The 13,064-nt window shown below is 54.9% G+C and carries 12 protein-coding genes; all 12 read right to left on the reverse strand.

The window, feature by feature from the left end; translation table 11 throughout:
* Positions 1 to 91 precede the first annotated feature (91 nt).
* Complete coding sequence (locus tag RT018_RS12075; protein ID WP_312942313.1) at positions 92 to 1,246, reverse strand: alanine--tRNA ligase-related protein; 1,155 nt, start codon at positions 1,244 to 1,246, stop codon at positions 92 to 94.
* A gap of 196 nt (positions 1,247 to 1,442) precedes the next feature.
* Positions 1,443 to 2,621, reverse strand: coding sequence for a glycoside hydrolase family 3 N-terminal domain-containing protein (locus tag RT018_RS12080; protein ID WP_312942315.1), 1,179 nt, complete (start codon positions 2,619 to 2,621; stop codon positions 1,443 to 1,445).
* A 91-nt stretch (positions 2,622 to 2,712) separates the two neighbouring features.
* Positions 2,713 to 4,488: an aspartate--tRNA ligase gene (gene aspS, locus RT018_RS12085; RefSeq protein ID WP_312942317.1), complete on the reverse strand. Its 1,776-nt coding sequence runs from the start codon at positions 4,486 to 4,488 to the stop codon at positions 2,713 to 2,715.
* Positions 4,489 to 4,724: 236 nt separating this feature from the next.
* Entirely contained in the window at positions 4,725 to 6,080 is a 1,356-nt protein-coding gene (gene hisS, locus RT018_RS12090) for a histidine--tRNA ligase (protein WP_312942319.1), read from the reverse strand.
* A gap of 183 nt (positions 6,081 to 6,263) precedes the next feature.
* Positions 6,264 to 6,677: a methylglyoxal synthase gene (locus RT018_RS12095; RefSeq protein WP_312942321.1), complete on the reverse strand. Its 414-nt coding sequence runs from the start codon at positions 6,675 to 6,677 to the stop codon at positions 6,264 to 6,266.
* A 16-nt stretch (positions 6,678 to 6,693) separates the two neighbouring features.
* The gene (minD, locus tag RT018_RS12100; protein ID WP_312942323.1) at positions 6,694 to 7,437 is read right to left on the reverse strand and encodes a septum site-determining protein MinD; all 744 of its coding nucleotides are present in this window, start codon (positions 7,435 to 7,437) and stop codon (positions 6,694 to 6,696) included.
* 115 nt (positions 7,438 to 7,552) lie between these two features.
* Positions 7,553 to 8,251: a 16S rRNA (guanine(527)-N(7))-methyltransferase RsmG gene (gene rsmG, locus RT018_RS12105; RefSeq protein ID WP_312942324.1), complete on the reverse strand. Its 699-nt coding sequence runs from the start codon at positions 8,249 to 8,251 to the stop codon at positions 7,553 to 7,555.
* Positions 8,248 to 8,655: a large-conductance mechanosensitive channel protein MscL gene (gene mscL / locus RT018_RS12110; protein WP_312942326.1), complete on the reverse strand. Its 408-nt coding sequence runs from the start codon at positions 8,653 to 8,655 to the stop codon at positions 8,248 to 8,250. The genes rsmG and mscL overlap by 4 nt, the downstream gene beginning before the upstream one ends.
* A gap of 202 nt (positions 8,656 to 8,857) precedes the next feature.
* Positions 8,858 to 10,165, reverse strand: coding sequence for a serine--tRNA ligase (gene serS / locus RT018_RS12115; protein ID WP_312942328.1), 1,308 nt, complete (start codon positions 10,163 to 10,165; stop codon positions 8,858 to 8,860).
* Positions 10,166 to 10,225: 60 nt separating this feature from the next.
* Positions 10,226 to 10,762, reverse strand: a complete 537-nt coding sequence (locus RT018_RS12120; protein WP_312942330.1) for a hypothetical protein — start codon at positions 10,760 to 10,762, stop codon at positions 10,226 to 10,228.
* 13 nt (positions 10,763 to 10,775) lie between these two features.
* Positions 10,776 to 11,660 carry a ParB/RepB/Spo0J family partition protein gene (locus RT018_RS12125; RefSeq protein WP_312942332.1) on the reverse strand — a complete coding sequence of 295 codons (885 nt, stop codon included), beginning with the start codon at positions 11,658 to 11,660 and terminating at the stop codon, positions 10,776 to 10,778.
* Positions 11,661 to 11,678: 18 nt separating this feature from the next.
* Positions 11,679 to 12,434, reverse strand: a complete 756-nt coding sequence (locus RT018_RS12130) for a ParA family protein (RefSeq protein WP_312942334.1) — start codon at positions 12,432 to 12,434, stop codon at positions 11,679 to 11,681.
* Positions 12,435 to 13,064 lie beyond the last annotated feature (630 nt).

The following is a 13,064-nucleotide window of genomic DNA, read 5'->3' on the forward strand; positions in this document are numbered from 1 at the left end:
GTCCTTTGTTAATGAATAGGGGAAATGGTACGCATGGGGTGCTTTTGATTTCTCGGCAGTTTTAAAGCAGGATAGTGGATAACTTTCCGCGTCAAAAAACGCCTTTAAAGAATGCTTCAATTTCCGCTTGCCGGGCCTGAACAGAACCTTGGGCAAAGCCGTTTCGCCCGCCGCCCCGACCTTGGAGAGCCGTGTTCATGGTCTTTACCAGCGGGGCGATGTCTTCGCCGTCGGCGCGGAGCAGGGCATATTGATACTGTCCATCCTCTCCCGCAAACACGGCCGCAAGCCCGCCGCAGGTGCGGCTTACCGCGTCCGCCAGCTTTCGTGCCCCGTCCGGGCGAAGGGTTGGCTGAAAAAGAAGCGTGTTGCCCCGGCCTGCTTCCTGTGCGGCAATGCGTGCGATAAGCGCATCCTCCAACCGGGTAAGCCCTGCCTTGGCGGCGTTCAGTTCCATCTCCAGTCGCTCCACCGCTTCGGCAGTGTCCTGCGGCTTCACGCTGAGACGGCGGCCCACGGCCCGGCTCTGCTCCCATGTGGTGGAAAGCAGGGCAAAGGCCCTGCCCCCGCAGAGAATCTCCAGACGGGCTCCCTCCCTGAATTTCTGGCAGGAGAGAATTTTTACAAGCCCCACCTGCCCGGACCGAAGCACATGCGTGCCGCAGCAGGCGCAGCAGTCCGCGCCGGGAAAGGCCACAATGCGTACTTGCCCTGTCAACGCCTTTTTGGAGCGGTAGTCAATGGACTTCAATTCCTCCGGAGTGGGGAAGGAGATATCAATCGAGACATCCGCCCAGATGTATTCGTTGGCGCGACGCTCCGCTTCCAGAGCCTGCTCCCACGAAATGCTGATGTTGTAGTCGATGGTGACCGTGTCGGCCCCCATGTGGAAGCCTACGTTATCACAGCCGTGAGTTTCACAGAGAATGCCGCTTAAAATGTGTTCTCCGGAGTGCTGCTGCATGTGGTCAAACCGGCGGATCCAATCCAGTTGACCTGTTACGGTTTCCCCAATTTCCACTGAGTTTTCACAAATGTGGAAAACCACGCCGTTTTTTTCGTAAACATCCAGAACATTCACGCCGCCCAGCGTCCCATGGTCGGCGGGTTGTCCGCCCCCTTCGGGATAAAAGATTGTCTGGTCCAGAACCACTTCCCAGCCGGTTTTCGCCGCTTCGCAGGTGAGAACCTTGGCAGAGAACTCCTTTAAAAAGGGATTGAGGTAATAAAGTTTTTTAGTTTCCATGTGGAAAACTTCCTTTCCATACTAAAGACAAAGCGCTGTTTTCGGGCCTACGGATCAGGAAATGGACAATGCAAGCGGCACCGCCTTTCAAGGCCGTCCATAAAGGCATACTCTTGATCGCACATAGCTTTGCCGCCCGGCTTTTCAAAACCGGGCGGCTCTGCGTTTAAGACAAACACAGTTCAAAAAGAGTTTCTTATATCAGTCCCAGCGCCTGCTTCCATTGCAGCACGCGGGTGCAGGCAACATCAAGCAGAGATTCGTCCAGCGTCCCGTCCGCAACGGCGGCAAGAATCTGGGGAATCTGTGCACGATAGTCCGTGGCAATCAGCAAATCGTTTCCCGCCTGCAGCGCCAACACGGCCACGCTGCCGTCCTCTGCATAGGCCTTCACTGCGTCCATCACCAGATCGTCGGTCATGACCACGGTGTTTTTAAAGCCTGCTTCCGCCATCAGATTCCGAAGGGTTTCATGCACGGCAGGAGAGAGGGAGGCGGGCAGGTCCGGGTCCATGCTTTTCACAATGTTGTGGGAGACAAGCACCGCGCTCAGCGCTCCGCCCCCCTGTAACCCTGCCGTAAATGGTTGGAAATCAGCACGTTCAAAGGTTTCCAAAGGCCGTTCGTCCACGGCAATGCCGGTGTGGGTGTCCCGATTGTTTCCATAGCCCGGGAAGTGCTTGAGAACGCTGCCCATGCCGTCGCTAGTCATGGCCTGCGTCACAGCGGACACATAGTCCCGAGTCTTAAGTGCATCCTGTCCGAAGGAGCGGTCATAGATAAAGTCGCTGCGGCCGGTTGACACGTCCGCCACCGGGGCCAGATTCACGTTAAAGCCCAGCGCTTTTAAAAGCACGTCTTTTTCGTGAGTATCCCGAACAACTGCCTCCATGCCCCCCGAAGCATATAGCTGCTGAGGCGAGGCAAATTTCTTTGCCCGGAGATGGGGATTGGAAGAGATGCGAACGACGCTTCCCCCTTCCTCGTCTACACCGATGAACAGAGGAATTTTTGCGGCTTCCTGATAGCTGTTAATGGCCTGAATCAGGTCATTGGCGGTCTTGTCTTTTGTATCCCTGCCAAAGAGGATATAGCCGCCCAAGTGATACTTGGCCACGTCCGCCGCTGCGTCCGTCTGCGGGACCCGGGCGAAAAACAACTGGCCCACTTTTTCTTCAAGCGTCATCTGCGCCAGCAGGGCGTCTATCCGCGCCTCTTTTTCGTCCACGGGTGGAGGCGTTGATTCCTCGGACACGGAGCCGGACCCGGCAGAATAGGCCGGGTCCGGGTCAGAAGTGCTGGAGGATAGACCGCCGCAGGCGGTCAGGGTAAACAGGTTGGCTGCGGCCAGCAAAGAACACAGCAAGCGTTTCATAAACCCTCCTTTGCGGAAATCTCGCAAGTGCGCCCTTTTCCAGAGAGAAACGCACGCGTCTCAGCTGCGGGCGCAAAAATCTTGCCAGAGCTTATTCCTCCGGCTTCACCAAGGCGATGTGCAGCTCGTCCAGCTGTTTCTGCATGACGGCACCGGGAGCGTCCATCATCACGTCCTGTGCGTTTTTGTTCATGGGGAAGGGGATAATCTCCCGGATGGAGTCTTCTCCCGCCAACAGCATCACCATCCGGTCCACGCCGGGGGCAATTCCCGCGTGGGGAGGCGCACCATAGGTGAAAGCGTTGTACATAGCGGGGAACTTGGCTTTCACATCCTCTTCACCCAGCCGCACCAATTCAAAAGCCTTCACCATGATTTCCGGGTCATGGTTTCGCACTGCGCCGGAGGAAAGCTCCACGCCGTTGCACACCAGATCATACTGGTCGGCAGTGATGCTGAGGGGATCAACTTCTCCTGCTTCCGCCTTGAGCAGCGTGGAAAGTCCGCCGGAGGGCATGGAGAAAGGGTTATGGCAAAATTCCAGCTCGCCGGATTCCTCGCCCATCTCGTACATGGGGAAATCCACAATCCAGCAGAAGGAATACTGTTCCTTGTCCATGTGGCCGGGAACCGCCGCGCCCAGCGTCTTAACCAGCACGCCGGCTGTTTTCTGGGCGGCAGAAAGGGTGCCTGTGGACAGGGCAACAAAGTCACCCGCCTTTAGACCTAAGGCGTTTACCACTGCGTCCTTCATCGGGGTCACGAACTTGGCAATGCCGCCCACTGTTTCGCCGTTCTCATCCAGCCGGAACCAATAGGCCTTGTTTCCGGACTGAATTTCCACGTCTGCCAGTGTTTTGTCGATAAACTTGCGTGTCTCGTTAAATCCGGAAACCACCACGGCCTTTACGGAGTTTCCCGCAAACGGCTCAAAGCCGCAGCCGGAGAGGACGTTCGTCGCATCCTGAACCGTCAAATCAATCCGCAGGTCCGGCTTGTCAGAACCGTATAGCTCCATGGCCTTCGCATAGGGAATGCGGGTAAAGGGTGCGCTGCTGGCCCGGTCATACGCTCCGTATTTGGCAAAGATGGGAGGCAGCACGTCCTCCAAAACGGCAAACACATCCTCCTGCGAGGCAAAGGCCATCTCCATATCCAACTGATAAAACTCACCGGGGGAGCGGTCCGCCCGGGCATCTTCGTCCCGGAAGCAGGGGGCGATCTGGAAATAACGGTCGAAGCCGGAGGTCATCAAAAGCTGCTTGAACTGCTGAGGAGCCTGGGGCAGGGCGTAAAACTTACCGGGGTGGTTCCGGGCGGGCACCAGATAGTCTCTGGCCCCCTCGGGGGAGGAGGCAGTGAGAATGGGGGTGGTGATTTCCAAAAAGCCGTGCTCCGTCATGGACTGGCGCAGGGCAGACACCACGTTGCACCGCAGAAGAATGTTCTTTTTCACGTCGGGGTTGCGTAGATCCAGATACCTGTATTTCAAGCGGGTGGCCTCGTCGGCTTCGCGGCTGCGGTTGATGGGGAAGGGGAGCTCGTTGTGGCGGCAGCAGCCCAAAATCTCCATGGAGGAGGGGACAATCTCCACGTCGCCGGTGGAAAGATTGGCGTTTTTGGACGCTCGCTCCCGGACGGTTCCAGAGACGGAGACAGTGGATTCTTTATTGATCCCCTTGAGGGTTTTTACGTCTTCGGATGTCTCAGCCACCACTTGTGTGGTGCCGTAAAAATCCCGGATAACGGCAAAGGCCAGCTCTGCGCCCACCTCGCGGACGTTTTCCAGCCATCCTACGATGGTGACGGACTTGCCCGCGTCGGCAAGCCGCAGCTCTCCGCAGGTATGGGTTCTCGATTGTGTCATGATGGTGATTTCCTTTCTATATCTGAAATGGAAAACGGGCAAAATCAAATACAAACGGTATTTTAAATCATAAATATTACCGAAAGAATTTGAAAAGCACAGGATTTTGCCCCCATTGTCGGGATAAACGCAGTTGGTGCGATCATTTCAAGTAAGCCATGGCGCGAAAGAATGTGAGTGTAACAAGGCAGAAAATTTATCCGCGGCAAGTTTTGCGCCCTGCACATTTCTGGTGCTCATCCCAGAATCACGGTTCCTTTGTTCTTTTCCGCAAGGCCTGCCTTAATGAGGTCGGCGGTGGCTGCCGCGTCCAACTTGGTCTGCTCGCCGGTAAACATATCCTTGCAGGCAATCACGCCCGCGTTCACCTCGTCCTCACCCAAAAAGACCACGTAGGGGATACGCAGTTTGTCGGCATAAGACATTTTCGCCTTGAACTTTTTATCTTCGCAGTGAAGCTGGGCCCGGATACCGTCCTGACGCAGAAGCGTTGCAAAAGAGATGGCAGGGCCCAAGTCCTCCGTCATGGGGAGAATCAACACGTCCGTGGGTGCGGTGAGCAGGTCGGGGTTCAGCAATGCCTGCTCTCCCAGCACATAGAACAGGCGGGTCAGGCCGATAGAAATGCCCACGCCTGGAAGCTCTTTTTCCGTGTAATATTCCGCCAGATTGTCATACCGTCCGCCAGAGCAGACAGAACCTACTTCCGGGTGGTCCAGCAGCGCGGTTTCATACACCGTGCCGGTGTAATAGTCCAGTCCCCGGGCGATGGTCAGATCCACCACGAAATTCTCACTGGGAACGCCGAAGGCATCCAGATAGTTCACCACCAGGGAAAGCTCCTCCAGCCCCTCGTCAAACAGCGAGTTCCGGCCGCGATAGCTTTCCAACGCGGACAGAATGGCCTTGTTGCCACCGGAGATAGCGATAAATTTCAAAATCTCGTCTGCTTTTTCCGCTGGGATTCCCAAATCGTCCACCAAGATTCCCCGCACTGTGGCCTCGCCGATTTTCTCCAGCTTGTCCACCGTCCGCATCACCTCGCCGGAAAGTTCGGAAAGGCCCAGCATGGCGTAAAACCCGTTGAGAATCTTGCGGTTGTTCACGCGAATCTGAAACCGCTTCAGCCCCAAGGTGGAAAAAACCCGGTAGATAATGGCGGGAATTTCCGCATCGTTGATGGGGGACAGTTTCCCGTCTCCAATTACATCAATATCGGCCTGATAAAATTCCCGGAAACGACCTCTCTGGGCCCGCTCACCCCGATAGACCTTACCGATCTGGAACCGACGGAAGGGGAAGCTCAGCTCGCTGTAATGCATGGCCACATACTTGGCCAGAGGGACCGTCAGATCAAAGCGGAGACTTAAGTCCGCGTCACCTTTGGTAAAACGGTAAATCTGCTTTTCCGTTTCGCCGCCGCCCTTGGCAAGCAGCACCTCGCTGGCTTCTATGATGGGCGTGTCCAAGGGAGTGAAGCCGTAGAGGGAAAAGGACTGACGGATGACCTCCATAATGCGCTCCATCTGCTGTTGAGGCGCAGGAAGCAGCTCCATAAAGCCGGAGAGCGTACGCGGTTTTAAAACAGCCATGACAAAAGACTCCTTTATCCTGTAATTTAATTGAAACGTCAGAGATAAAAAGGCGCTCCCGCCCCGTGGGTTTGGGACGAGAGCGGAAAACGCTTCGCGGCGCACCCAATGCGGGAGGGAGAGTCAATTCTCCGCTCCCGTTGGCATTCGTCCGTGGGGCGGAAAAGTCCGCCCGGAACGCTCTCAGACCTGGGGGTGGTTTTTGGGATTGACGATGTCGCGCCAGTCCAGATCGCCCCGGGCCAGCCCCAGAATCAGCAACTCTGCTGTGGCGATGTTGCTGGCGTAGGGAATATTGTTCTGGTCGCACAGACGGGAGATGTAGGTCACGTCCTCGGCCATACTGGGGCTGTTGGGATCGTCGAAAAACAGCACCAAGTCAATCTCGTTATAGGCGATACGGGCGCCAATCTGCTGGCAGCCGCCGTGGGCAAAGGAGAGGAAGCAGTGCACGTCCAGCCCGGTGGCGTCGGCCACCATATGGCCTGTGGTGTTGGTGGCAAAAATCGTATGCCGGGAGAGAATGCCGGCATAGGCCGTGCAGAATTGAACCATGAGATCCTTCCGGTTGTCATGGGACATGATTGCAATGTTCATCGGAATAAACTCCTTTCTATTTCATGCGCATCAAGGGCACGCGCTGTCCCATGAGACGCCGGGCAATGTTTTGATAGGCGGTGGCGGCGGGGATGTCATCCGTCAAGGCTGGGGGAACGCCCCGGTTCAGGGCGAGGGGGAGCCGGTCGTCCTCCGGAACCACGCCAATTAAAGGCAGTCCCGCGGCGTCAATGGCGTCGTCGATGGTGGCGTGCATATTCCGAAGAAGTTTTTTGCGCACCCGATTGACCACCAGATGGAGTTTTCCTCGGGGAAAGGCCACTAGCTCCATCACCGTGTGCTGCGCGTCCCGCAGGGACGCGGCGTCGGACGTGGTGACCACCACGCAGCGATCCGCCCCACACACGGCCAGACGAAAGCCGCCCTCCAGCCCCGCGGGCGCATCCATTAAGCAAAAGTCATACCGCTGCCGGGCTTGCTCCGTCAAGGCCCGAAACTGCTCTTCACTCACAGGGCGGCCCCGACTGCGCACTGGCGCGGTCAACAAATGAAGCGAGGGAAGCCGGGAGTGGCTCACCACGGCTTCGGACAGGGTACATCGGCCTTGGGCTACGTCGGAAAAGTCCATCAGGGCTTTGTCCGTCAGCCCCAGCGCCAGATCAAGATTCCGAAGGCCCACGTCGCAGTCGATACACAGCACGCGTTTCCCGGCCTTCGCCATGGCGGAGCCGACCCCCGCCACAAAGGAGGTTTTGCCGGTCCCTCCCTTGCCGGAGACGACGGCGATACATTCACCCATCGGAACTCACCTCTTGTATATCCTGATTTTACAGGAAGAATGCGCCAAAATCAAAACAATTTAACGAATTATCATAAAAAACTTTCATTTTCTGTCCCGGCGGTGGTTTTCGCGGTTAAAGTGGATCTTTTTTGATTTTTGCATAGGTCCGGGGATAGGCTTTCGGCGTGGGCCTTACCTTTTTTACCAGAACCGCCCTATGAACAATGTCCGTGCCGGGAATCAAATAGTCCTTTACTGCGGATACTCGGCCACCTAAAACGGAGATAGCGTGTTCGGCGGCGGAAAGTTCGTCGCAGCTGTCCACGGACTTCATGGCGAGGAACGTCCCCCCCGTCTTCACCAACGGGAGGCACAGTTCTGCAAGCACGGAAAGGGAAGCCACAGCTCTGGATACCGCCGTATCAAAGGATTCTCGCCGCGCTGCGGCAAACTCCTCCGCCCGGGCATGGACACACTCCACATCCGAAAGACCCAAGTCTGTGCAGACCTCCTGCAAAAAAGTAATGCGCTTTCCGAGGGAGTCAAGTAAGGTCACATGGGCGGAGGGTTCTAAAAGCCGAATGGGAAGGCCTGGGAATCCGGCCCCGGTGCCCACGTCTACCACGTTTTTTTTCCGAAAATCCAGAAAGTCTAAAAGTGCGGCACTGTCCAGAAAGTGCAGCCGGGCCACCTCGTCCTCCTCTTTAATGGCGGTGAGGTTCATGACCTTGTTTTTCTCTTCCAGCAGCGCCCCATAGCGCAGCAGGGAGGGGACGGAGGACTGATCCAGCCCCAGTGTTGTCAATCCCTCCCGTAAAATGGTTTCCATCATTTCTTTTGCTCTTTCAAAAGATCCCGAATCTCTGTGAGCAGGGCGGCCTCTGGGCTGGCTGCGGGTGGCTTGGGTGGGGCAACCTCTTCCTTTTTCCGGAAGCGGTTAATGGCCTTCACCAGAAGAAAAATAGCCAGAGCCGTAATCAGAAAGTTTAGAATGGCAGCAAGGAAATTGCCGTAAGGGATGACGGTCTGTCCGCCCCCTACCACCCAGACCATATCCTCAAAGGAAACCTTTTTTGTGAGAAGACTGATCAGGGGCATGAGAATGTCGCCGACCAGAGAATCCGCGATGGCTTTGAACGCGCCACCGATAATCACGCCCACGGCCATGTCCACCACGTTGCCACGGGAAATAAATGTTTTAAATTCGGCAATAAGTCCGCCGGCTTTTTTTGTCATGAAAGCAAGTCTCCTTTTTTAAAGTACAGCAGCCTTCAAAGTGCTGCGGCCCAATGGCTTGAAGCACGCGACCCAAATGGAGCCGATATCTCGCTGGAAATGAAGATAGATCTGGAATAAAAGTGCGCCAAAGGCTCCAAATGGGTTTAACAATCTGTAATATTATATGTGAATATTACAATTCAGAATCAAACGGCAAATCTCAGGCGTGCTTGGGGAGCAATTTTTCTTTGCCACCCATATAGGGACGCAGGACGGGAGGAATCAGGACCGAGCCGTCCTCTTGCAAATTATTCTCCAAAAAGGCAATCAGCATCCGGGGCGGAGCCACGCAGGTGTTGTTCAGTGTGTGGCAAAGTTGCATTTTCCCGTCCTCGTCCTTGTAGCGGATGCGTAGCCGCCGGGCCTGCGCGTCGCCCAGATTGGAGCAGGAGCAGACCTCAAAATATTTCTGCTGGCGGGGAGACCAGGCCTCAATATCGCAGGACTTGACTTTCAAATCCGCCAAGTCGCCGGAGCAGCATTCCAACTGTCGCACGGGAATGTCCATTGACCGGAATAGCTCGACCGACATGGCCCAGAGTTTTTCATACCAGTCCTTGGACTCCTCAGGCTTGCAGACCACGATCATTTCCTGCTTTTCAAACTGATGAATGCGGTAAACACCTCGCTCCTCGATACCATGAGCGCCCTTTTCCTTGCGGAAGCAAGGGGAGTAGGAAGTCAAGGTCTGGGGGAGGGAAGCCTCGGGCAGAATCTGGTCGATATATCGGCCAATCATGGAATGCTCCGAGGTGCCGATGAGGTACAGGTCTTCCCCCTCGATTTTATACATCATGCCGTCCATGTCCGTCTGACTCATGACGCCCTCCACCACGTTGCCATGAATCATGAAGGGAGGAATGCAGTAGGTGAAGCCCTTGTCAATCATAAAGTCTCGGCCATAGGCCAGCACGGCTTCGTGCAGCCGAGCAATATCCCCCAGCAGATAATAGAATCCGTTGCCGGAGACGCGGCCCGCAGCCTCTAAATCAATGCCGTCAAACCGTTCCATCAGATCTACGTGATAGGGGATTTCAAAAGCGGGGACCACTGCCTCACCGAAGCGCTGAACCTCCACGTTGGCGCTGTCGTCCGCGCCAAGAGGCACAGAGGAGTCAATCATCTGGGGAATGACGATCATCCGGCTGCGAATTTCCTCGTCCAACTGCGCTTCCTGTTTTTCCAGCGCTTCCAGACGATGGGCGTTGTCTGTGACCTGCTTTTTCACGCCCTCGGCCTCCTCCAGCTTGGAGGGGTCCTTCTTGGCCTGTCCCATCAGCATGCCCACCTGTTTGCTCAGCCGGTTTCGATCCGCCCGAAGCTGATCCGCCTCTGCAATGGCAGCTCGGCGTTTGGCGTCCAACTCGATGACCTCGTCTACCAGAGGAAGTTTTGCATCTTGAAACTTTTTTCGGATGTTTTCTTTGACCGCGTCGGGATTCTCCCGGACAAATTTAATATCCAGCATATTCGTTTTCTCCTTACCACATACCGTGTAAAATTTTATAGCTTCAATGAAAACCGGGACTTACCACGTGGACATCACGGCTTCCTTCAATTGCTGGTATCTCTGGGCGGGAGAGACAATTTTGTCCAGACCGTCCTTGGAGAGAAGGCCAGACTGCCCGGAGTCCTCCATGGATTGAAGTGTCTGGCGACAGCCGTCATAGTCTTTTGCGGAATATTGTTGCTGTAAAAGGTATAGAGACAGCAGCGCCTCCGTTTTATCCTCGGATTTGGCTCCCGCGTCCTCCAATTCCTTCACCTGTGCTTCCAAGTCTCGAACTTGTTTTTCCATGTTTTCCAGCCGGGAGTGAAGCCGCAGATTTTCATCCTGACTTTTTTGCAGTTCCTGCAAGGTGGAAACGGAGCTTTGCAGAGTGCCGATGACCTCCTCGTTGCTGCGCTGATGGGCCAGAAAGGACAGCGCCATGAGTAAAAAAGCCACGATAAATAGAACCATAATATAGACGACGACGGGCTTGTTTTTCGTCCCGTCCGGGGTGTTGACTTCCGGTGCGGGAGCCGCGTCCTCGGCTCCTGTGCTGCGCTTTTCCAGTTTCATGTTCAGCGATTCCTCACATTTGTTCAGACTGGGCGCGCTTAATTTGAAGAAGCGTCAGGGCTTCCAGCAAATCATTCAGATCGTCCACTCCGTAATATTCCAGCTCCACGCGACCCTTTTTTCGGCCTGACACAATTTTTACGCCCCGGCCCAGTCGGGAAGCCAGTTCCTGCTGGGCTTCCGCTGCATAGTCCACCTGATCGGAGGAAGCGGAAGTTTCTTCCGGTTTCTCTGTGCTCAGCTTTTTCACCAACGCCTCCGTCTGGCGGACGGAAAGTCCACCGGAAATCACAGACCGTGCTGCGCTTTCCTGTAAAGCGGGGGAGAGGGGGAGGAGGGCTCTTGCGTGTCCTGCGGACAAAGTCCCATCTTCCACCAGTGTTTTTACGGCGGGGGAGAGAGACAGCAGGCGCAATGCGTTTGCCACCGCGCTGCGAGACTTGCCAACAGCCTCAGCGGCCTCCTCCTGCGTCATTCGATAAGACTGGATCAGGGATTGAAAGCCGGCGGCTTCTTCCATGGCGTTTAGGTCTTCCCGCTGGAGGTTTTCAATCATTGCAAGCTCTGCGGCCTTCCGATCGTCAGCCTCCACCACCACAACCGGCACTTCTGAAAGGCCTACTATACGGGCGGCGCGCCAACGGCGTTCTCCTGCCACAATCTGATAATACCCGGATGCAAGCTTTCGAACCGTGAGGGGTTGAATAATTCCATGGCGACGGATTGAGTCCGCTAAATCGTTCAGTGCGTCCCCGTCAAAGCTTTTACGGGGCTGGGTGGAGCAGCTCTCCACCTGGGAAATCGGCAGAGAGAAGGTGCCGGAGGTTTCCGTTTTCAGCACATCGTCTCCCAACAGGGCGCCAAGACCCCGTCCCAACCCGGATTTTTGAGACGCCATAGCGACTCCTTTCCAGAATCAGCGATTCTTCTGTAAAAATTCGGCGGCCAGTGCGCCGTAGGCCTCCGCACCACGAGAGGTGCGATCGTAGGAGAAAATGGGTTTGCCGTGGCTGGGGGCTTCAGACAGGCGTACATTCCGTGGGATCACCGTGGCATAAACCTTTCCGGGGAAGTAGTGTTTGACTTCCTCCGCCACCTGAAGCGCCAGATTGGTTCGACCGTCGAACATGGTGAGGAGAACGCCCTCCAGATCCAACCGCGGATTCAAGGAGCGACGGACAATCCGCACGGTGTTCATCAGGTCGCTCAGTCCTTCCAGTGCAAAGTATTCCCCCTGCACCGGCACCAAAACGGAATCGGCGGCACAAAGGGCATTTAAGGTTAGGAGCTCCAATGAGGGGGGACAGTCAATAAAAATAAAGTCGTAGTTGTCTGCCACCTGTCCCAGTGCATCTTTCAACAAATACTCCCGTCGGTCCATGGCAATCAGCTCAATGCCTGCCCCAGCCAGCGCCTTGTTGGAGGGAAGCACGTCGCCGTATTTTGTTGTTACAATTGCATCCACCGCCGGTGCCTCACCAATGACTACCTCATACACACCCTTGGACAGAGTTTTGTCCACACCCATGCCAGAGGTGGCGTTGGCTTGGGGATCAAAGTCGCAGAGCAAAACTCGCTGCCCCGCGGCCTTCATGGCGGCGCAAAGGTTCACACAGGATGTGGTTTTCCCCACGCCGCCCTTTTGATTCACAATCGCGATAATTTTTGCCAATACAGCACCCGCTTTCCCGTAACGGCAGTCAGACGCGCCGCTTTCTCACAATTCTGATTGGATAGACTCCATAGCCGCAAAAAGCGGCGTTGTGGATGTTTGCGGTGTGCGTATTATAGGAACGCACAAAGATGTTTCCAAGCGCTTGTACCATTTTATAAAGCAGGATAAACCATCCGCTTAACAACTTTTCTGCGTGTACACCGCCACGCAGTCCGCTTTTGCGGATCAAAATAGGCTGTGATAGGTTCCTTGTGACATTATAACAAGGTTTTTCCTGAGATTCAAGGCAGTTGCTTCATAAAAACGTAAAATTAGAAAAGGTTTTGCAAAAATCACGAAGAAGAGGGGCGTTACCCTCTGAGTTTGTGAGATAAAGCAAATTTAGTCTGCCCTAAATGTTTCACGTGAAACATATTCAGCATACAAAATTGCAAATTAAGCGTTTCGCAGCCATGTTAGACCTACGCGTGGTACTTGGTGTACATATATTTAAAGTTTTTCTGTGCAGTCTCAATTTATAGAATTAGAAGCCTTAACAAAAAACATAAAATAATGCAGGGAAGTAGAGGGTGAAAAAGTAAAGCATAACAGCGCACCCCGGATTGTTTCACGTGAAACAATCCGGGG

The sequence above is a fragment of the Oscillibacter sp. genome, assembly GCF_032060045.1.
GTDB lineage: Bacteria > Bacillota > Clostridia > Oscillospirales > Oscillospiraceae > Oscillibacter.